This window comes from Skermanella stibiiresistens SB22, assembly GCF_000576635.1.
In the GTDB taxonomy this organism is placed as follows: domain Bacteria; phylum Pseudomonadota; class Alphaproteobacteria; order Azospirillales; family Azospirillaceae; genus Skermanella; species Skermanella stibiiresistens.
Window position 1 is genome coordinate 52,409 of record NZ_AVFL01000016.1, and the last position, 20,349, is coordinate 72,757.

Genomic DNA, 20,349 nt, shown 5'->3' on the forward strand with positions numbered 1-20,349 from the left:
TCGGGGGGAATTGTTGAGCGGATCAAGGCGCTGCGGCGCGCAGTCCGGGAGTTGCGCCTTGCGAACGAGATCCTTCGCAAGGCGTCGGCGTATTTCGTCCAGGCGGAACTCGACCGCCCGTTCAGGAAATGATCGCTTTAATCGACGAGCATCGCGCCGTCCACGGGGCCGGGCCGATCCGCGAGGTTCCGCCGATGACCCCGCAAACTTATCACGCCCATGCGGCCCGGCCGAGGAACCCATCGGCAACACTCCACCCGCCGAGGCCGAAGCACGCCACCATGCTCAAACCGAGGGTGTCGCCAAGGCGGCATGACTCAACCAAATCGGCTTCCGGGAATCCCGGTGCGGTTCAATCAGGCGCGGAAGGGATTGACGATGCGCAGGCGACCGTCGATGACCATGCCATCCCGCATGTCCTCTGACCAAAGTATCCCGCATCCACCGCGAAGGGCCGACGCGATCATGAGGGAGTCGAAGATGCTAAAACCGTATCGCTCCGCGATGGCGAGAGCGTCGTTGTGGACTTGAAGGTCCATGGGCAGAACAGTCGGGCAGACGATCTGGATGGAGGAAAGCGCTTCACGTAGTTCCTCCCATGTCATGCCCAGCTTGCGACGCGCGACGTTGGCGAATTCGTTCAATACCTGCACGCCGATGACGCAGCCCTTGCCGAGCAGTTCCTGCGCCTTGCGACTACGAGGATCATCGGTGAAAGCATAGATCAGGATATTGGTGTCGAGAAACTCACCCGCCATCGAGGTCATCACGCATTGGCGTCGTCGCGATCGAACTTCCAATCCGGAGGTAACTTCTTGCGGAATGAGCGGATGCGTTCCAAGGCTCTCTCACGGCTCCGGTCGCGCTCGATATCGAAGCTTCGCTCGCCGACGACATGAATTTCAATCTCGTCGCCTTCTTTCAGTTCCAATGCTTCGACGACAGCGGCAGGCAAGCGTACGGCGAGACTGTTACCCCATCTGGCTACCTGCATGATCGTCTCCATAGATATACATGGCGAATGTCTATCTTAGAGGCCGATTAGTCAAGGTATACAGAGAGCTGGCTTTGTGCGGGGACAGGGCGTCGATGACGTGGGGAGCCTCTCCTTCCTACTGTGGCGCCTAAACCGGCCTGCGTCTGGCGGCCACAATAGAGTGCGAGAGTTTCCGCAAAAAGGCTGAAGCGCCGGAGGCGGGGTGGCAGCGGTGCTATGTTCACTTCATGCGCAACGCCATGGCGCACGCCGGCAAGAGCGGGCGCCGGGTCGTGGCCGCGTTCGTCGGAACCGCCTTCGCCCAGGATGACGAGGCCGCTGCCCGGGCCCAGTGCCGCCAGGTCGCCGACCAGATCCGTCCGAAGCTGCCCAAGCTGGCGGCACTGCTGGACGAGGCCGAACCGGATGTCCTGGCCTACATGACCTTCCCCAAGGAGCACAGGGTCAAGATCCACTAGACAAACTCCATCGAGCGGCTCAATGGCGAGGTCAAGCGCCGCACCGAGGTCGTCGGCATCTTTCCGAACGAGCCGGCCATCACCCGCCTCTTCGGCGCGGTCCTCCTCGGACAGAACGACGAATGGGTCGTCGAAAGAGCGCGTTACATGACGCTGGAAACGATCGCGACACTCGGCGATGATGACACCATCATGCTGCCCATGACCGGCTCATGATCCGACAGACCAGACGACCAAGAGAGCCGCGGAACTGATCCCGCTGTTACACCACGTCCTGGGACATGATCGCACCGCGCACCACAGACCAAACGTTGGCGCCCCCGGTTCTTTACCCTTATAACCGATCGAGAGATGCCGTCCAACTCGCGCACGGGCTGCCTAAACACATTCAAAGTTCGCTGAAGCTTTCCCGGTTGTAGAAACCTTCGCCGCCGGTCTCCATCAATACCACCCGGCGGTCAAGGCCGTCGCTACACTGTCATGAAGGAATGTCCAAGCGCCCTACGCTCACCGCTTTACGACCCAGATTCCCTTTTTCTGCGCCCACACCGCCTTGGCGTGCGCTCGACTAGTCCTGTCGTCAAGAAAGGTCATGCCAAGCGCCACACCCCTCTCCGGCATGAGTGCCCTCAGGCGCCGCAAACGCCCAGCCGCAACCACCGGATGAGGGTTTCGGCCGCCATCCACCACGGGCCGAGGTCGGACGGGATGGCACCCACTTCGCCCCGGCGGCGTGATGCCAGACGATCGTCTCCACGGTCCGACACACATCGTGCGGCGCCGTCTTGCCGGCACGGGCGGACATCCTCGATTAGGAACTCCAGGAACACCCAAGGCGCGCCGCAAACCATGCGGTAGTCGCACAGCCGAAGGCCAGGGGTCCGCTCGCATCGCTTACGTTTGAGCGGGCGGTTACGGTCTCCGATGGCGGCGGCCAACCGCACGCGGTCCTTGAGGCTGCTAATGACGCTGAATGTCTGGGCCATGCACCCAGATCCGCACAACGCTGCTCATCTCTGAATTCCCTGTCAGCATCAATGCACTAGAAGACGACTCTACACCACAACCAATCGATTCCGCTGGTCGAGTAATGTCCTACGGCGTAGTAGCCTTAGCACTCTTGACAAATTCGTTAAATCGCTCATGCATTATTCGGTATCGCCCGCCGATACTCGCTTGATCATTGCTCGTCCGCGCCATGAGCTCAAAATCGGTAAGGAAAGGATCCCTTTCCTGATGGCCTACGGGCAACGACCTATTCCTTGCCCGTGCCTGTTCAAAATGAGCTAGAAAGGGCCGGACATGCCGCAGCAAATCTCCGCTAAGGCTACGCACCAGCCAGTAAACGACGGGAACTTGTGCCTGCTGATTAAGAAGTGGATCGCTAACGATGAATAACGGAGTCATCCGGTCTAGGACCTGCCAAACTCGCCTTGAGGCATGCTTAACATCTGACTCTTCGGCTTCAATCACGGCCTCCGCGACGTCATCATCAGTGACTGGCGACTCATCCACTGACTCGTCGGGAGGTTGGTTCTCAAGAACCTCCTCATGAATGAGTGGAGCCATCACCTCATCGGGCTTACTAGTTGCAACTTCGGCAACTAAACGGTCAAGCTGGCGTTTTTTTGTATCAACGAAGGTGCCCATGTGCTCAAGCAACAAGAGCTTTGCCGCCGCATTTTTATCTTGTCCACGTAACTTGCTGAAACGTGTTTTCGTCCAAAACTCATGTGTGACGAGGTCCCTGATTACCCTTGGAACCTCACCAACCATAGCATTGCGAATTTCAGCACCTGCAAGGGGCTTGCTTGTGTTTAGCCTTACGAACAGTTCGCTTATTTTCGCCTCATCATCGGTCACAACGCTCATAACAGTCAGAGAGAAATTATCGAACCTCCTTGATACTCTAGGGAAATTCTGCACAAGATCTCTATAAGTCAAACCGCCCAATCTCAAAGAGTAATCGTCAAAGTACACGAAATTACTAGCTAAAGGAAATTCTCCTTCGAAGAAGGATATTACGGTGAGAAGTCTCTGCTTGCCATCAATTACAGCGTATTTTTTCTTATTTTCATTGAGATGGCTATTCAGGAGTGTAAAATCAGCCAAATACAATTTTGGTATATCGAAGCCATTGATAATACTATCTATCAATCCCTGTTTTTGCCCCAAAGACCATATGTTACCTTTCCTCTGGTAGCTTGGGTCAAAATCTAGTTCTTCCTTATCGTCCCACCAAGTTGTTAAAGTTTGGGGAGGCATTTGAATAACTCGAAAGCTCATAATTAGAAACCCTTCCGGTTCTTGATCTCTCGCCCAAGCCCATCAAGGTCAGGGTATACAACCGAGTCCGAAATCCCAATATTAGACAGATCTTTGCGCATCTGCCACCTACTTTCAGCCTTGATCAGGATTTTGTGGACTACCCCATCAGGTCCACTTAGATCACTATTTAGGTCCAGCGCCGTCGTGTCCCTGCCGAACATGACGAAGGCGCCACGTTGCGCCACTATGCGGGGGCTGTTATGGATACCAAAAATTCCTAATGGCAGCCTCATTGCAACCCGTCTACCATCCGCACTCGGTTCATAGCCCGCTAACTCGGGAGCATAAGCTCCGAAGATGCCAGTATTTGTAACGCGATAGGATGTCGACCGCCTGTTCAGTGATACAGGGTCAAGAATCCAGACTGCAGCATCGTAGGCATCAACAGGATTTGGCATCGCGTTCTCAAGAGCAAAGAAAAGCGCGATAAATGGATTTTCACTCCAATCTAATAATCGTGTAGGAACTCCAAAATGTTGCATCAGAAATAGTAGCTCGAGATTTGCGTCAGGCAACTTGCCAGCAAAAGGCGGAGCTTGATGCCGAAACTCTGATAATAGCTCCCACTCTAACTCAATAAGATCGTTAGCCCCCTTCATGGTAGGATGTCGGTACAAGCTCGGAACAAGACTGTGTGTTGACCTACTAGTCCCACGGAACCATCGCACCCCTCTGTTGTTTGATGCGAGATCACTCACGGAAGCGGCGAATTCGGTAAGGTTATTGACAACGGTTAGCGTCGGCGCTTGGGTACCGGCTTCCCCCAGCAAATCTTCGGTTGGATTGCTCACTCTTCCGCTCCAAGAAAATCCCATGACTAATCACAGAAGCATGTGGCCGCATACCTCGACATTCTACATGCCCACTTTGTTCTGCCGCGTAGATCACAACAGCATCGAATTCTCTTCTGCGAACTGCTGTAGAGTGGCAAATGATAAAAGCAGATCAGTTCCCACTCCGCACCCGTTGTCACCATTTAGTTAACCTACTACTTCTACACAAACAGAAGTTCTCAGCTTCGACTCGACGCATCGGGCATCGCATGTCAGAAATAAGCAGACAGGCGCTTGATAGGATTAGATGCTGATATTTGGGACATATGTTTCAATCTCAACGAGCATTTGTTCCGATGATTTAGGATGGTCGGCACATCGGAAGGCCCATGCGCGCCCTGGATGCACTGTATCCCATGGCGATCGCCTCTGATTATAGCGTCCCGATCCAGGATCGTGGTTTCCAAAGCCATCCAGCACTTGATTCCATATCGGTCTAAAGTGTCGGAGAAGAAGACCCTCACCGTGACCGATCCATGTGTCATCGACGACAAGAAATCTTGCCCAGAAGTCGCTGATACTTAGATTGCTAACGCTGCGAATAGTATCAGAATGTTCAGTCAACCGACTCCAGAGTGCAAACCCTAGACTGCCGTCTGTATCAATTGTTCCCCGGCGTCCGCCTGCAGGTACTGCTTTACCAGCATAGATCGGATGCGTAAACGCGTTGTTACGATTGAGATCAGCAATTCGATCATAGGGGGCAAATGGCTTATTCTCACCTGAGTAGTAGATCAGGTACAAGCCCGCTCCGTTGAAACGTGGAATCCCTTGGAGAGGGACAACCGTTTGCCGCAGCAGAGCGTTCACCACGCTCTCGGACAAATGCGTTTTGTCCAATGGATTGTAAGGCTTCTCGCTTGTCATCGGATGTTCTCAATATGGCTCCAAGGTCTGCATTGGTACACGTTTTCGTACACGAGAGTCGAGATGCTACGCCACTCAAAACAACGCGGGCGAGTTCGACAGGAACAGCGTTTCCAAGCTGTCGCATCTGCTCAGACCATGCACCACCGAACATGTAAGTATCGGGAAAAGTTTGTATTCTAGCCGCCTCTCTCACCGTAAAATAGCGAACCGAGCGGTCGTCCTTGACCATCATGTTTTCACCACCGGGAACGCCATGATCGCCAGCCTTGAGCGCTTTTGCTGGCTGATCTAAAGGGCTTCCAGTGTGCCCCACATACACTCTGGCACCAGGTTGGAATCTATGATTCGCGAATCGGTGATCGGCATTTTCCGGATCAGGCAGACCTATCAACGCATCTCGCACCGTCCTCCATGGCTTGACTGGAAGCTCATCAGCAAGGCGCAGTTTGGGGGAGGAGACATCGATGATCGGAACCCGAATGCCATGACGTTCCCAGTACTGACCAGTTCGTTTTTGCTCATCAAGCGCCCACTTGGAATGTGTTGGCACAGGAAATTTATAATCAATATCAAGATCGTCCCGAAATCCAACAATGAACAGGCGGCGGCGACGTTGCGGCACTCCAAAATTAGCAGCATCGAGCACATCTTTTCTCACCGAGTATCTGAGGATAGATCGTGATTTGTCCTTCATCTGTATTGCAAGGCGCTTTGCGTGGTCGTCCCATTTTTCATCAACGCGCCGCACTATCTCAGGAAATGTTAGCTGAGCAAGGACATATCCCAGATACTCTGCAAAGGCTGGACGCGCTAAGCCAAACACGTTCTCGAACACGAACGCACGTGGTCTGGTTTCTCGCACAGCTCTGACCGCCTCAGGCCACATGTCCCGGGCATCATTGAAGGCCTTATGCTTCCCGCCAATCGAGAAAGGTTGACAGGGGGGCCCACCAGTAACTAAGTCGACTTCAGCATTGATCATCTTGTAGTTGAAAAATCTAACGTCTTTATGCTGAATGTTCCATTTGGAAGCCGGAGCCACTTGGGCGTTTTTATTGAGAAGAAGCGTCGCGGCGCAATGGTTATCCCATTCCACAACAGCTTCTGGCTCGAAACCGGCACCGCAAGCGCCGAGCGCTAATCCTCCCGCGCCGGCAAATAGTTCTATCGATCTCACCCCAAGAACCCCCTTATACGTTTATCTAGACCGGTGCGGTCGCTCAGTTCGCATTCTCAAATGGTAAGCACCTCCCATCCAAGCCGCTGTAGCTCACCTAAGTTTCTCTGGTCCCTTTCTACATTCTTACTCAACTGCGTTTCCCAAAACTCAATGCGGCTCTTCGGCAATCGTGCCAGTCGGCGCCTTATATGTCGATGCCAGAAGCAGTCATGAACCAATATGATGCGTCGACGTCCAGAGAAAACTAGATCAGGCCGGCTAGGCAGATCGCTTTGGTGAAGACGATATCGGTAACCCATGGAATGAACCATACGTCGAACGACCATTTCGGGCTTAGTGTCGCGGTTTCGGATCCGGGACATGCGATCGCTGCGTTGTCGTCGCGTGCGAGTGTCCATGGTGTATCTAACCCACCAGCATTTTCTATCAGCCAGCCGCCTGGTTAATAGGCAATTAACATGGCTCAGCTCGGAGCTATAAGGGCCGATTGAACATACTGAGGTGAGGACTCTCGTAATCTTCGTTGGACTGGGACCCTGCTCTCCCGCCGTTCGTCTATGAAGACCGCGCTCCGAGTTCCCCACCGATGTTGTGGAAAGCGTCGATGACGTCGTTGAAGCCGGGTCACACGGTCACGCCACGGAGCGCCTCACCGTCAATCATGCCTTCATTCCAAGAGACGCATGCCTTGAGGAATTGGCCAGCGGACGTCGTGATCTGCTTTGGAGCATTCTGCAGATGGCGGCAAATAGCTTTAGCATAGGGAAGCGCGAGTCCGTCGAGTCGGATCAGGTCGCCCGATGCGGTGCCAGCGCTGAGGAGCGCCTCACCCAGCGCGAACTTGAACGAAGCCGTGTTTCGCCCGAACAGGATGATCGCTCGCCATCGATTCTCGGTCGTGGGCTCAACGTTGAAAAAGCCATTCATGTTGGCACGCAGCCGCAAGAGGGATAGTTTACGGAGCTCGGCGGCACAGGTTCATGCCCGCTGACAACGGGATACCCAACCACGAACAGGCATGCACCTAGCCGAACAGTGACGGCGCGACCCAGTCTATGTCGTACATTTGCCGTACGAACTTGAAGCAGCTGCTAAGCGCTTGATGTGAGTGGCGTCCCCTACGGGATTCGAACCCGTGTCGCCGCCGTGAAAGGGCGGTGTCCTAGGCCTCTAGACGAAGGGGACGAGGCGCTGAAGTGAGTGGATGGATAGCCGGGCGACGGGGGTAAATCAAGGCGGAATTCGCTGCGGCGGCGAAGTTTCTGTGGGAAGACTCTCCGCTCGCCGCGGCTTGGGATCAGGCGCCGCTCCAGACCGGGGCGGCGTCGTCGATGAACAGTTGGACGTCGTTGCGGCCCTGCCAGTTGTCGGGGCGGAGGTGGCCGGCGACGTGCAGGGGGGCGCCGCCGCTCTTCAGCAGGCCCTTGCCCAGATCGCTGTCCAGGGCCCGGAAGGCGATGGCCTTGAGGCGCTCGCCACCGGCGCTGGTCAGGATGCAGCGGACATGGTTCTCGCCAACCACCGAGGCATGGGCGATGCGGGCGTCGGCCAGGGCGAAGCGGGGTTCCGAGTTGCCGGTGCCGAACGGGCCGAGCTTGGCCAGCGTGCCGACCAGGGTGGGCGTGGCGCCGCCGACCGAGAGCACGCCGTCGAGTTCCAAGGTGGGGGCTGGCGGGCCGTCCTCCTGCTGGGCGGCAATTCGGTCGGACAGGAAGCGTTTCAGCTCGGGCAGGCGATCGGCCGCCACCGAGAATCCAGCCGCCATGCGGTGGCCACCCCCGGCGATCAGCAGGCCGGCGTGGCGGGCCGCGATCACGGCGGAGCCGAGGTCGATGCCGCGCACCGAGCGGCCCGACGCCTTTCCGATGCCGCCGTCCAGCGCGACGACGCAGGCGGCGCGGTTGTAGCGCTCCTTCAGCCGGGCGGCGACGATGCCAATGACTCCCGGGTGCCACCCCTCGCCGACCGCGAAGACCAGCCCGCCCAAGTCCTCCAGCGTCGATTCCACCTGGGCCAGCGCCTCGTCCAGCACGCCGGCCTCGATCGAGCGGCGTTCGGAATTGTGCTGATCGAGGATGCGGGCGATGTCTGCGGCCTCGCCGGGATCGTCGGTCGAGAGGAGCCGCGCGCCGAGGTCGGAGGCCCCCACCCTGCCGCCGGCGTTGACCCGCGGTCCGAGGATGTAGCCGGCGTGGAAGGCGTCGGGCTTCTCCGCCAGCTTGCACAAGTCGGACAGCGCCGTGATGCCGGGATTGGAGCGCCGCGCCATCACCTTGAGACCTTGGGTGACCAGGGCCCGGTTCAGCCCGACCAGCGGGACGACATCGCAGACGGTGCCGAGCGCCACGAGGTCAAGCCAGCCCATCAGGTCCGGCTGCGGGCGGGCTGTCGTCCACCAGCCGGCCGCGCGGAGCTGCCGGTTGAGCGCCACGACGAGCAGGAAGGTGACGCCGACGGCGGCCAGCGTCTTGTGGGGAGAGGCGTCGTCGACCCGGTTCGGATTGACCACCGCGACGGCCTGGGGCAGGCGCGGTTCGGCCGCGTGGTGGTCGACCACAACGACCTCAAGGCCGGCGGCGGCCGCGGCGGCGAGCGGGTCGAAGGCGGTGACGCCGCAATCGACCGTCACGACCAGGGAGAAGCCCGCCTCCTTGAGGCGGACCAGGGCCGGGGCGTTGGGGCCGTAGCCCTCGGCGATGCGGTCGGGGATGTAGATGGTCAGGTCGCTGCCGGCCGCGTGGAAGAATCGGCGCAGCAGAGCCGACGAGGTGGCGCCGTCGACGTCGTAGTCGCCGAACACCGCCACCCGCTCGCCGGCCATGATGGCGCGCGCGATCCGGTCGGCCGCGGCGTCCATGTCCTTGAGGTGGCTGGGGTCGGGCAGCAGGGAGCGGAGCGTCGGCGCCAGGAAGTTCTCCGCCGTGGACAGGTCGATGCCGCGCGCCGAGAGCACGCGGCCGACCAGTTCCGGCAAGCCATGGCCTTGGGCCAGAGCCAGCGCCATCCGCTCGTCGGTTGGCCTGGCGATCCAGCGCCGGCCACCGAACGAGCGGCTTACCTTAAGAAAAGCCGGGTCCGAACTCACTTATCGAAGGGACCGAAGCCAGTCTTGCGGCGAAAGTTGTGGTGGGCCTCGACGATCCGGACCGTGCCGCTCTTCGACCGCATGACGATCGAGTGGGTGACGGCGCCGCCGGCGAAACGGCGTACGCCGCGCAGCATCGTGCCGGTGGTGACGCCGGTGGCGGCGAACATCACGTTGCCACTGGCGAGGTCGTTCAGCAGGTACTTGCGGGTCAGGTCGGTGACACCCCAGCGGGCGGCGCGGGCCTTCTCGTCGTCGTTGCGGAACAGTAGCCGGCCCTGGAACTGGCCGCCGATGCAACGCAGCGCCGCAGCCGCCAGGACGCCTTCCGGCGCGCCGCCGCTACCCATGTACAGGTCGACGCCGCTCTCGGGCTGCGAGGTGGCGATCACGCCGGACACGTCGCCGTCGGTGATCAGCATGATCCGGGCGCCGGCCTCGCGGACCTTGGCGATCAGCTCGGAGTGGCGCGGACGGTCCAGGATGCAGACCAGCAGCTCGGAGACCTCGGCGCCCTTGGCCTTGGCGAGGTTCTTGAGGTTGTTGGCGACCGTCTCGTCCAGATCGACGACGTTGTCGGGCAGGTTGCCGCCGACCGCGATCTTGTCCATGTAGACGTCGGGAGCGTTCAGGAAGCCGCCCTCCTCCGCCATCGCGATGACGGCCAGGGCGTTCGGTCCGCCGGTCGCGGTGATGGTGGTGCCTTCGAGCGGGTCAAGGGCGATGTCGATCTTGGGACCGCCGGTCCCGACCTTCTCACCGATATACAGCATCGGCGCCTCGTCCCGCTCACCCTCGCCGATGACGACGGTGCCCTCGATCGCCAAGCTGTTCAGCGCCTGACGCATCGCGTCGACTGCTGCCTGGTCGGCCAGCTTCTCGTCGCCGCGGCCGATCAACAGCGAGGCCGACAGGGCGGCCGCCTCGGTGACGCGGACGACCTCGAGGGCCAGGTTGCGGTCCATCTGACGCGCTGCTTGCTCTAACATCGTTTTCCCCCTGGGGTTCTTCCCCAATAACTCGAATATTTACCGAACGTCCGCCAGCTCGACAGCCAGAGGCCGCGCCGGCTCCCATCCCTAGACCTAGAACCGCTCGATCCGTATCAGGCGCGGCGCCTCCAGTATCGCCTCCAACCGCGACAGCGACGCCAGCGCCCGTTGCATGGACGCCTCGTCGGTGTCGTGGGTCGTCAGCACGACCGGCACGGCCTCGCCCGGCGCGCGGCCGCGTTGCAGGAACGACTCCATGGAAACGTTCTCGTCGCGCAGCGCCGCCGCCACCTCTGCTATCACGCCAGGGCGGTCGACCACCATGAGGCGCAGGTAGTACGCACCCCGGCGTTCCTCCGGCGGGGCGGCCCGGACGCTTTCAAGCCGCCCGGATGGGACACCGAAAGCGTGGCTGACCCGCCCCCGCGCGATGTCGACCAGATCGGCGACCACGGCCGAGGCGGTCGGACCGGCGCCCGCGCCGCGGCCGACGAAGGTCACCCGCTCGACGAAATCACCCTCGGCGACCACGGCGTTGAACACGCCATCGACCGTCGCGATCGGGGATGAGACCGGCACCATGGCGGGGTGGACCCGCTGCTCGACACCGCCGTCGCTTCGCCGGGCGATGCCCAGCAGCTTGATCCGGAAACCCAGCTCGCTGGCGTATTCGATGTCGAGCGCCGAGATGTGCCGGATGCCCTCGATGTGGACCGCGTCGAAATCGACGGCGCAGCCGAACGCGACGGAGGTCAGGATCGCCAGCTTGTGGGCGGCGTCGACACCGTCGATGTCGAAGCTGGGATCCGCCTCGGCGTAGCCCAGCTTCTGCGCCTCCGCCAGCACGTCGCCGAACTCCCGCCCGGTCTCGCGCATCTCGGTCAGGATGTAGTTGCAGGTGCCGTTGAGGATGCCGTGGACCTCGGTGACGCAATTGGCCGCCAGACCCTCGCGCAGCCCCTTGATGACCGGGATGCCGCCGGCGACCGCCGCCTCGAAGCTCAGCGCGACGCCGTTCTCCTCGGCCAGCCGCGCCAGCCCGGTGCCGTGGATGGCCAGCAGGGCCTTGTTGGCGGTGACGACATGCTTGCCGCGCGACAGGGCCGTCTCACAGACCTCGCGGGCGACGCCCTCGGAGCCACCGATCAGTTCCACCACCACGTCGACGTCGGGATCGGCGGCCAGCGCGACCGCGTCCTCGTACCAGCGTGCGGCGCTGAGATCGACGCCGCGATCGCGGCTCCGCGTGCGGGCGCTGACGGCGGTCACCACCATGCGGCGACCGGTCCGGCCGGCCAGCAGCTCGGCGTGGCGTTCCAGGACCTTGAGCACGCCGCCACCGACGGTGCCCAATCCGGCGATGCCGATCCTCAGCGGCGCGGTCACGACGCCGCCCGCTGTTTGGAGCCGGCCACCGGGGCGGCGCCGGCGGGAGCGGAGGCGGCGGCCGTCGGGGCGCGCCGGACGGTGGGAAGCGGCGCGATGCCGGCCTCCTGGAAGAACTGCTTGATGTTGCGGCAAGCCTGCCGGATGCGGTGCTGGTTCTCGACCAACGCCAGACGGACATGGCCGTCGCCGTACTCACCGAAGCCGATGCCGGGCGCCACCGCGACCTTGGCCTCCTGGAGCAGCAGCTTGCTGAACTCCAGGCTGCCGAGATGGGCGAACTGTTCCGGGATCGGCGCCCAGGCGAACATGCTGGCCGGCGGGCTCGGCACCTGCCAGCCGGCGGAGGCGAGGCCATCGATCAGCACGTCGCGGCGGGCCTTGTAGATCGCGCGGGCCTCGGCGACGCAGTCCTGAGGGCCATTGAGCGCCGCGGCGGCCGCCACCTGGATCGGGGTGAAGGCGCCGTAGTCCAAATAGGATTTGATCCGCGCCAGCGCCGTGATCAGCTTCTTGTTGCCGGTCGCGAAACCGATGCGCCAGCCGGGCATGGAGTAGGTCTTGCTCATCGACGTGAACTCGACCGCGATCTCCCGCGCCTCGGGGATCTCCAGGATGGAGGGCGGCGGCACGTCGTCGAAATAGATCTCGGAATAGGCCAGATCCGACAGGATGTAGATGCCGTGCTTGCGGCAGAACTCCACGATCGGCCGGTAGAAATCCAGGTCCACGACCTCGGCGGTCGGGTTGGACGGATAGTTCAGGACGACCGCCAGCGGCTTGGGCACGCTGTGCTTGACCGCCCGCTCCAGCGACTCCATGAAGCTGAAGCCCTGCCCGATCGGCAAATGCCGGATCGCGGCCCCGGCCAGGATGAAGCCGAAGGGGTGGATCGGGTAGCTGGGGTTGGGCACCAGCATGATGTCGCCGGGGCTGGTGATCGCCTGCGCCAGATTGGCGAGGCCCTCCTTGGAGCCGATCGTGACGATCGCCTCGCTCTCGGGGTCGAGCGTGACGTTGAACCGCGTCTTGTAATAGGAGCAGATCGCCCGGCGCAGGCCGGGGATGCCGCGCGAGTTGGAATAGCGGTGGGTCTTGGGGTCCCGCACCGCCTCGATCAGCTTCTCGACGATGTGCGGCGGAGTCGGCAGATCCGGATTGCCCATGCCGAAATCGATGATGTCCTCGCCGGCGGCTCGGGCTCGCGCCTTCATGGCGTTCACTTCCGCGAACACGTATGGCGGTAATCTCTTGATTCGGTGGAATTCGCTATCCGTCATGGGTGCCCCAAAAACCTGGAGAGTCAGGCGCCTTCAAAAACGCGCTCCGCCCTGGTCCAACACGGTCCTTCGGCCGGATTGGATCGGGGAGCCAGTATGTACCGCCACGCCGCTCCGGAATCGAGATTTTTCGGAGGTCGGCCAATGTGTGGCAAGCGATGTGTGGCGGGTGATCGGGGCGGAGGGCGCTCAGGGACTGGCCGGGGGCGCGTCCGGGATGGTGATGGCGCTGACCGGCGGCGGCGCGTCGGTGCCCATGGACGGCAGCGTCGGCGGCGCCTGTCGGGCCGGGGCGACGGGAGCCCTGGCTTCCAGCTCGGCGCCGGAGGCCAGATCCTCGCCCCGCTCGACCTTGAGCCGGTCCATCAGCGCTTGGCGCTCGGCCGGCTTGCTGAAGACGGTCGGCCGCGGCGGCACGCTGGCGAGGTTGGGCCAAACCTTGTCCTCGTCCCGGGCGCGCTGGATCAGCCCCTCCTCCGCTCCCGCCGGCGGCAGGTCGGCGCCGCCGCCCAGCAGGTCGAGGACGGGACTGTTGGCGCATCCGGCGGTGCCGGACGATAGCAGGGCCGCGAGGGTGAGCGCCCGCCAAATCCGGAGGCGCTTCGATGCCGAGGCGTTCATGTCGCCGCCTTCTTGTCGTCTCTGTCACCCATGGCCGTCACCGTCTCCCAGTCGCGGAGGAATCCCATGCGTCGTTTGGGCGCAGATGCAACGCCCGGGAATCGGCCGCCGCCGCATCCCGACACTGAAAAAATCGCGCCGATGTTGTATCAAAGTGTCCAGTCCATCAAGCCCGGTAATCCGCGTTCGGCTTATGCGCAGTCCAGACGGCCGACGCCAGATCATTTTAGAGTCGCAGGGGACCGAAAGACATGGCTGAAACGCATGTGGCTGGAGAGCGGGAGACAAAGATGCCGGGAACCGCGATGCCGGGAACCGCGGCGCGGGGTCCCGACGTGAAGTTTCCCGATCCGGTCGAACTGAGCCGGGCGATGGCCCGGATCGCCGAGCACAGCCAGCATCTGGTGTCCGAGTTCCTGGCGCGGCAGGCGGCCCGTCCATCCCATGACGGCGTCGCCCCGGGCGCCGCCGACCCGCTGAACATCGGCCACGCCTTCATCGAGATGACCACGCGGATGATGTCCGATCCGGTCAAGCTGATGCAGGCCCAGATGTCCCTGTGGAACGACTACATGACGCTGTGGCAGAGGACCACCCAGCGGTTCCTGGGACAGGAGGCCGATCCCGTCATCCTGCCGGCCAAGGACGACCGGCGCTTCAAGGACAGCGCCTGGGACGAGAACACGCTGTTCGACTTCATCAAGCAGTCCTACCTGCTGACCGCCCGCTTCATGCAGTCCAGCGTCCGCGGCGTGGACGGCATGGACGACAAGACGGCGATGAAGGTCGATTTCTACACCCGCCAGTTCGTCGACGCGATGGCGCCCAGCAACTTCGTCATGACCAACCCCGAGGTGCTGCGCGCCACCATGGAGTCGGGCGGCGAGAACCTGGTCAAGGGGCTGGAGCACCTGCTGGACGACCTGGAGCGTGGCAAGGGCCAGCTCAGCATAAAGATGACCGACTACGACGCGTTCAAGGTCGGCGAAAACATCGCCTCGACGCCCGGCAAGGTCGTGTACCAGAACGACCTGATGCAGCTGATCCAGTACTCCCCGACGACGGAGAAGGTGCTGCGCCGGCCGCTGCTGATCGTTCCGCCTTGGATCAACAAGTACTACATCCTCGACCTGCGGCCGAAGAACTCGTTCATCAAATGGGCGGTCGACCAGGGCATCACCGTCTTCATCGTCTCCTGGGTCAATCCGGACGAGGAGCTGTCGGCCAAGAGCTTCGAGGACTACATGCTCGAGGGTCCGCTGGCGGCGCTGGACCAGATCAAGCTGGCGACCGGCGAGACGGAGGTCAACGCGGTCGGCTATTGCCTGGGCGGCACGCTGCTGGCGTCCACCCTGGCCCATATGGCGGCAAAGGGCGACCAGCGCGTCATCAGCGCCACCTTCCTCACCACCATGACCGACTTCTCCGAGGCGGGCGAGCTGTCGGTCTTCATCGACGAGGAGCAGCTCCAGCTCCTGGAGGAGAGGATGAACGAGAAGGGCTATCTGGACGGCGGCACGATGGCCACCAGCTTCAACATGCTGCGGGCCAACGACCTGATCTGGTCCTTCGTGGTCAACAACTACCTGTTGGGCAAGGACCCGTTTCCGTTCGACCTGCTGTACTGGAACTCGGATTCGACCCGCATGCCAGCGCGCATGCACAGCTTCTACCTGCGCAACATGTACCAGAACAACCTGCTGATCGAGCCGGGCGGCATCACCCTCGGGGGCGAGCCGATCGACCTGCACCGGATCACGGTTCCGGTGTTCATGCTGTCGACGCGCGAGGATCACATAGCGCCGTGGAAATCGACCTATGCCGGGACCCAGATCTTCGGCGGTCCGATCAAGTTCGTCCTGTCGGCGTCCGGTCACATCGCCGGTGTGGTCAACCCGCCGGCCGCCGGCAAATATTGCCACTGGACCAACACCAAGCTGCCCAAGACTCCCGACGCGTGGCTGGAGACCGCCAAGCAGAACGAGGGGTCGTGGTGGACCGAATGGTACCGCTGGCTGGCCAAACAGGGCGGCGGCACCGTGGCGGCGCGGGTGCCGGGAGAGGGTGGCCTGCCGGCGATCGAGGATGCCCCAGGATCCTATGTCGCGGTGCGCATCAGCTGACCCTTGGCGGCGGTTGACCGCCGACGTTCAGGGCCGCTGGTAGGTGGCGGCCAGATCGACATATTGACGGGCGGACTGGAAGAAGAAGTCACGCTCGTCGGGCGCCACGTCGCGCATGGGACGGGCCGGCGTCCCAGCCCAGAGCTCCCCGGATGCGACCAGCTTGCCGGGAGTCAGCAAGGCGCCGGCGGCCACCATGCCGCCGGTCTCGACCCGCGAGCCGTCCATCAGGCACGCCTTCATGCCGACGAAGCTGCCGCTTTCCAGGGTGCAGGCGTGGAGCAGCGCCATGTGTCCGATGGTGATGTCGTCGCCGATGAAGGTCCCCTGCCCGCGCGCCGCGACGTGGATGACGACGCCGTCCTGGATGTTGGTGCGGGCGCCGACGCGGACGATATTGACGTCGCCCCGGATCACGCAGCCGAACCAGACGCTGGAGTTGGGACCAATCTCGACATCGCCGATGATCACCGCGTTGTCCGCGATGAAGGCGCTGTCATGGATGATGGGAGTCTTGCCGTGGTGCGGCAGGATCAGGGCGGGCATGGTGTCTTCCTCGGTCGCGGTCGTCCGTCGGGACGGCGACACTTAGCCACCGCGATGGGTGTCGTCCAGGCCCGTGATGTTCGAAACCGCCGCCCCGACCTTTCCCACGACTCGGGTGAGCCTCAGCGGAATAGGCTGTAGCTCGACATCATCTGGGACAGCATCTGCTGCCGGACCTTGGGGTCCTTGCTCATCAGGGCCGCCGTCGGGTCGGACTGCTGGGCCGCTTGCGCCGAGGATGAGGAAGCCTTGCCGCCCTGGAGCTGCGCCCGCAGATCGTCCAACGGGCCGGTGTCGCCGTTGCGGAAAGCCTGCAGCGCGCTGCTGGTCTGCGACACCTTGGAGAGGGCCGTGCGGGCCTTCTGGAGCGCGGCGGTGCCGGCGTCGGTCGCGGCGGTCGGCAGTTCCGCCGTGGTCGAGTAGGCGCCTTTCGCCAGCCCGGAGGCGACTTCCTTGGTCGAGAGGTTGGTGTTCTTGCCCTGGTAGTCGAGCACGGTGGTGTCGCCGGCGGCGACCTTGCCATTGCGGACGAGGCCGACTTCGACCCCGATCGCCTTGACGCTCGACGCCGAGCCGTAGCTGGTGCTGACCGAACCGATGCGGATCTCCACGCCCTTGACGTCCTTGGACGACGCCGCCTTGTCGATCTGGCTGGACAGCGACTTCAACGATTCCTCGGTCGCGGCGGCGCGCTGATCCTTGTCCTTGTAGATGCCGCCCAGCACGTCGTTCAGCTTGGTCCTGACTTGGTCGCGCAGGCTGTCGGCGGTCCGGGGCTTCTTGTCGTCGAAGGTCAGCTTGATGGCGGAGGCGTCGCCGCTGGACCGGGACGTCGACGCGGCCGCCTGGGTCGTCGCCGAGGATGAGCTGGTATCGGAGGTGGCGCTGGTGTTGGAGGTCTTGGCCGCGCCGCTGGTCGCCGACGCGGGCTTCGCGTAGTGGTCGGACACGAAACTGGATATCGTCACCATGGCCGCGACTCCCTTTTGGAGCTCGATCGCCGCCATGCGCGATAGCGCCCTCGGCGACGGAAGGTCTGAATACCCCTAAAGATTATCACGTCATCGTGCCGGAGGATAGAAAAACAACTGCCGCTGATGGTGATTATTTCCGTTGCCACGCGCCCGACGCGGTCATGACGAATTGTCCCGCCGGCGTGCGGTCGATCAGCCGCCGTCCGGCGACGGCCCGGACGCTGTCGACGGAGGTGCCGTTGGTCTTCGCGATCTCGGCGTAGCGCTCCAGGCGGCCGGCGTTGATCTGACCGACCAGCGCGCCGACATCGGCGGGCACCGTGCCGGCGACGAAGCCGATCAGCCCGTCCGGCTTCTCGCCGACCAGACCCGCCTGTTTGGCGGCGTCCAGCGGCGCCTGGGCCAAGGCCGGTGACGCGAACCCCGGAGCCGCGGCCGCAGTCCACAGGGACAGGGCGAGAATCATCAGCCAGCGCGTCATTTCGTGCCCTTCCCTTTGACACCGGAACCGGAGGGCACCCCGAACAATTCGGGATCCTCGGCGAAAACCTGCTCCAGGTCGCGCTCGACCCGGATGCGGACCTCCTGCTCGATCCGGATGTTCAGGTTGATCTCGATCGGCTTGTCCGGGGCCTCGACCTTGACGGTCGGGCTGCACGCGGCGAGGGCCGGAATGAGGCAAGCCGCCCCTAAGGCCAGTACCGCGTGGCGCCGCGGGATCGACATGTCCATCATTTTCGCTGGGCCTGGAAATCCATGATCCGGTCGCGGACCGCGTCCGGAATGTTATAGGTGCTGATGCCGCGCCGCAGGATGGTGTCGAGCGCGCCCCCGACGTTTAGATTAAGCGCCACTGGATAGCCATCATAGAATCCGGGATTGGAGCCGCGGATCGCGAAGGAGATCGCCATCTCGCCGCCGGCCGTGCCATTGACGGTCAGGTCCAGCGCTTCGTAATGGAAGTCGGTCAAGGCTTTGAGCAGCATGTCGGTCCCGCTGCCGGGGTCACCCGACAGGAAGGACGGCGGCTCGTCGGGATTGTAGCGCAGGGTGCCGGGGCCGGTCGTCTCCAGCTTGCCGCCATCGATCGTCACGGCGCCTCCCGACCCCAGGTGAACCGGAAGCCGGCCGCGCAGCGACCCCGTGGCCTCCAAGCCATCGACGCCGGCGACCGACAGCAGTTGGCGCAGATCGACCCCTTCCGCCTCCAGTTCGATCGTGCGGGCCTGATCGGTCAGGCGGGTTTCGAACGGATGGGTCCGGACCAAGCCGCCGGCCCAGCGCCACTCCGCCCGGGCGATCGAGAGCTTGTCGCCCACCACGCCGAAATCGATGACGGCGTCGGTCAGCGGCAGGCCGACATCCATCAGGCCGATCGAGACGATCTGGCCGGGCGGCAGGCGGAGCGGGGACAGCCGATCTGCCGCGACCACGGCGTTGATGCCGCGCGCGGTGAAGCCGCCGGTGTCGACCGCGGCGTCCTCAGCCATGACCGAGGCGCGCCCCGGACCGGCGCCCTCGCCCCACTCGTACCGGCCATCCAGCCCAAAGGTGCCGGTGATGGACTTGGCCCAGCCTCCCACGATCGGGAACAGGGTGGTGAATGACGGCTCGCCGGGCGGGAACGCGATCCGCGCCGCCTTGGCCTCCAGCCAGCCGGCGCCCACCTGCCCGTCGTGCTGGCCCGTGACGTCGACCGCCACGGCGTTGGTAGGATCGGCGATGCGGGCCTTGAACCGGGTCACGCCGGCCGGGTCCCCTTCGGCCTGACCCTTCAAGCCCACCGGGGCGAAGGCGGGAACCCGTTGATCGTGGTGGATCGTTTCGAAGGCGTAATTTGTGGAGAGCGGTTGTTCCCGATCCGGGTCGAAGAACAGCTCGCCCTTGAAGCCGTCGCCGGTCAGCGACTGCCTGGGCAGCGTGAGCGAGCCCTGGCGCCAGTTGACCGCCACCTTGAGCGGCGCTCCCGTCGCGGCCAAGGCGGCGATGACCGAGATCGCGGGTGATCGGCCGGCGACGGGCGTTCCCGCCACGGCGAGCTTGAGCGCGGCCGGCTTGATCCCAAAAGCCAGGGTCAGGCCATCGGCTAGATCGTATGTCAGGAAGTGCTCGCCGGGGCTCGCCTCCAGGCAGACCGACCGGGGCTCGTTCACGACGACGTCGCCGACCTCGACGCCATTGGCGGCGATGGTGACGCAGCCTTCGGGGTCGTAGATCCAGCGGCCATCGACCGACCGGACGGCACCAGCGGTCCGCAGCGCGGCACCCGGCATCGCGATCCCGTCGCCGGCCAAGCCGGCCAAGGGCAGGTCCATGTCCACCCGTCCGCTTATTCCGGTGGTGAAACCATAGTCCAGATCGATCCGGCCGATCCTTCTGTCTGTGCCGGCCCCCTGCCAAACGTCGATCGCGGCGTTCGACCAGCCCAGCCGAGTCACCTCGACACGCGAGTCCGGCATGCCGGCATCGGCGAGCAGCCGGTCGCCCTGCCATGCGATCAGCGTTGGCAGCCCCAGCACGCCAGCGGCACCCAGCCCCGTGCCCAGCCCTGTGACTGTCAACAAACCCCAAATCCAGCGACGCGGCATCGCGTCCCTACCCCCTCTAACGGACATGAACCAATCCAGGAGCCTAGCACGCCACGGTGTCAGAAAAAGGACATCCGAGAATGTTCGT

19 protein-coding genes, 1 tRNA gene, 2 pseudogenes and 1 other annotated feature are annotated in these 20,349 nt (G+C 62.7%); of the genes and pseudogenes, 3 read left to right on the plus strand and 19 right to left on the minus strand.

Annotation, left to right across the window (positions count from 1 at the left end):
* Positions 1 to 15: 15 nt before the first annotated feature.
* A pseudogene (locus tag N825_RS20465) lies at positions 16 to 287 on the plus strand (IS3 family transposase); the annotation flags it as partial.
* Positions 87 to 203: a sequence feature (AL1L pseudoknot), on the plus strand. (Overlaps the previous pseudogene by 117 nt.)
* Positions 288 to 356: 69 nt before the next feature.
* Here the strand turns inward: N825_RS20465 and N825_RS20470 are convergent.
* Complete coding sequence (locus tag N825_RS20470; protein WP_245613179.1) at positions 357 to 767, minus strand: PIN domain-containing protein; 411 nt, start codon at positions 765 to 767, stop codon at positions 357 to 359.
* Positions 767 to 994: an AbrB/MazE/SpoVT family DNA-binding domain-containing protein gene (locus N825_RS20475; RefSeq protein WP_037456488.1), complete on the minus strand. Its 228-nt coding sequence runs from the start codon at positions 992 to 994 to the stop codon at positions 767 to 769. The genes N825_RS20470 and N825_RS20475 overlap by 1 nt, the downstream gene beginning before the upstream one ends.
* Before the next feature lie 200 nt (positions 995 to 1,194).
* On the opposite strand from N825_RS20475, the pseudogene N825_RS20480 reads away from it, so the two are divergent.
* Positions 1,195 to 1,671 (plus strand): annotated as a pseudogene (locus N825_RS20480) (transposase); the annotation flags it as partial.
* Between the two features lie 879 nt (positions 1,672 to 2,550).
* Here N825_RS20480 and N825_RS20490 read toward each other — a convergent pair.
* The 12 genes from N825_RS20490 to N825_RS20535 form a co-directional block, all read right to left on the minus strand.
* On the minus strand, positions 2,551 to 3,741 hold the full coding sequence (locus N825_RS20490; protein ID WP_084164914.1) for a DUF262 domain-containing protein: 1,191 nt from the start codon (positions 3,739 to 3,741) through the stop codon (positions 2,551 to 2,553).
* A gap of 2 nt (positions 3,742 to 3,743) precedes the next feature.
* Positions 3,744 to 4,574 carry an FRG domain-containing protein gene (locus N825_RS38005; RefSeq protein WP_198038796.1) on the minus strand — a complete coding sequence of 277 codons (831 nt, stop codon included), beginning with the start codon at positions 4,572 to 4,574 and terminating at the stop codon, positions 3,744 to 3,746.
* A gap of 285 nt (positions 4,575 to 4,859) precedes the next feature.
* Positions 4,860 to 5,360: an Eco29kI family restriction endonuclease gene (locus tag N825_RS38010; RefSeq protein WP_245613180.1), complete on the minus strand. Its 501-nt coding sequence runs from the start codon at positions 5,358 to 5,360 to the stop codon at positions 4,860 to 4,862.
* The gene (locus N825_RS38015; protein WP_084164917.1) at positions 5,335 to 6,663 is read right to left on the minus strand and encodes a DNA cytosine methyltransferase; all 1,329 of its coding nucleotides are present in this window, start codon (positions 6,661 to 6,663) and stop codon (positions 5,335 to 5,337) included. The genes N825_RS38010 and N825_RS38015 overlap by 26 nt, the downstream gene beginning before the upstream one ends.
* 56 nt (positions 6,664 to 6,719) lie before the next feature.
* On the minus strand, positions 6,720 to 7,064 hold the full coding sequence (locus N825_RS38020; protein WP_084164918.1) for a very short patch repair endonuclease: 345 nt from the start codon (positions 7,062 to 7,064) through the stop codon (positions 6,720 to 6,722).
* Between the two features lie 226 nt (positions 7,065 to 7,290).
* On the minus strand, positions 7,291 to 7,593 hold the full coding sequence (locus N825_RS20505; protein ID WP_051512680.1) for a hypothetical protein: 303 nt from the start codon (positions 7,591 to 7,593) through the stop codon (positions 7,291 to 7,293).
* Between the two features lie 182 nt (positions 7,594 to 7,775).
* Positions 7,776 to 7,851: transfer RNA gene (locus N825_RS20510), tRNA-Glu, on the minus strand.
* Between the two features lie 112 nt (positions 7,852 to 7,963).
* Positions 7,964 to 9,670 (minus strand): single-stranded-DNA-specific exonuclease RecJ, encoded by a 1,707-nt coding sequence (gene recJ / locus N825_RS20515; protein ID WP_084164919.1) that lies wholly within the window; start codon positions 9,668 to 9,670, stop codon positions 7,964 to 7,966.
* A 77-nt stretch (positions 9,671 to 9,747) separates the two neighbouring features.
* On the minus strand, positions 9,748 to 10,716 hold the full coding sequence (gene glpX, locus N825_RS20520) for a class II fructose-bisphosphatase (RefSeq protein WP_037456304.1): 969 nt from the start codon (positions 10,714 to 10,716) through the stop codon (positions 9,748 to 9,750).
* 120 nt (positions 10,717 to 10,836) lie between these two features.
* The gene (locus tag N825_RS20525) at positions 10,837 to 12,129 is read right to left on the minus strand and encodes a homoserine dehydrogenase (protein WP_037456307.1); all 1,293 of its coding nucleotides are present in this window, start codon (positions 12,127 to 12,129) and stop codon (positions 10,837 to 10,839) included.
* The gene (locus N825_RS20530) at positions 12,126 to 13,409 is read right to left on the minus strand and encodes an LL-diaminopimelate aminotransferase (RefSeq protein WP_084164920.1); all 1,284 of its coding nucleotides are present in this window, start codon (positions 13,407 to 13,409) and stop codon (positions 12,126 to 12,128) included. The genes N825_RS20525 and N825_RS20530 overlap by 4 nt, the downstream gene beginning before the upstream one ends.
* A gap of 189 nt (positions 13,410 to 13,598) precedes the next feature.
* Positions 13,599 to 14,030, minus strand: coding sequence for a hypothetical protein (locus N825_RS20535; RefSeq protein WP_037456310.1), 432 nt, complete (start codon positions 14,028 to 14,030; stop codon positions 13,599 to 13,601).
* Positions 14,031 to 14,335: 305 nt separating this feature from the next.
* Between N825_RS20535 and N825_RS20540 the strand changes: the two genes are divergently transcribed.
* Positions 14,336 to 16,153 (plus strand): PHA/PHB synthase family protein, encoded by a 1,818-nt coding sequence (locus tag N825_RS20540; protein WP_037456493.1) that lies wholly within the window; start codon positions 14,336 to 14,338, stop codon positions 16,151 to 16,153.
* A gap of 27 nt (positions 16,154 to 16,180) precedes the next feature.
* On the opposite strand, the gene N825_RS20545 is transcribed toward N825_RS20540, so the two are convergent.
* The 5 genes from N825_RS20545 to N825_RS36735 form a co-directional block, all read right to left on the minus strand.
* Positions 16,181 to 16,699, minus strand: coding sequence for a gamma carbonic anhydrase family protein (locus tag N825_RS20545; protein WP_037456495.1), 519 nt, complete (start codon positions 16,697 to 16,699; stop codon positions 16,181 to 16,183).
* Positions 16,700 to 16,821: 122 nt separating this feature from the next.
* Entirely contained in the window at positions 16,822 to 17,670 is an 849-nt protein-coding gene (locus N825_RS20550; RefSeq protein ID WP_157619439.1) for a hypothetical protein, read from the minus strand.
* A gap of 133 nt (positions 17,671 to 17,803) precedes the next feature.
* The gene (locus tag N825_RS20555; protein ID WP_037456316.1) at positions 17,804 to 18,154 is read right to left on the minus strand and encodes a YdbL family probable chaperone protein; all 351 of its coding nucleotides are present in this window, start codon (positions 18,152 to 18,154) and stop codon (positions 17,804 to 17,806) included.
* On the minus strand, positions 18,151 to 18,399 hold the full coding sequence (locus N825_RS20560; protein ID WP_051512700.1) for a YnbE family lipoprotein: 249 nt from the start codon (positions 18,397 to 18,399) through the stop codon (positions 18,151 to 18,153). Before N825_RS20560 ends, N825_RS20555 begins: the two co-directional genes overlap by 4 nt.
* 5 nt (positions 18,400 to 18,404) lie before the next feature.
* On the minus strand, positions 18,405 to 20,237 hold the full coding sequence (locus tag N825_RS36735) for an intermembrane phospholipid transport protein YdbH family protein (protein WP_198038797.1): 1,833 nt from the start codon (positions 20,235 to 20,237) through the stop codon (positions 18,405 to 18,407).
* Positions 20,238 to 20,349: the final 112 nt, after the last annotated feature.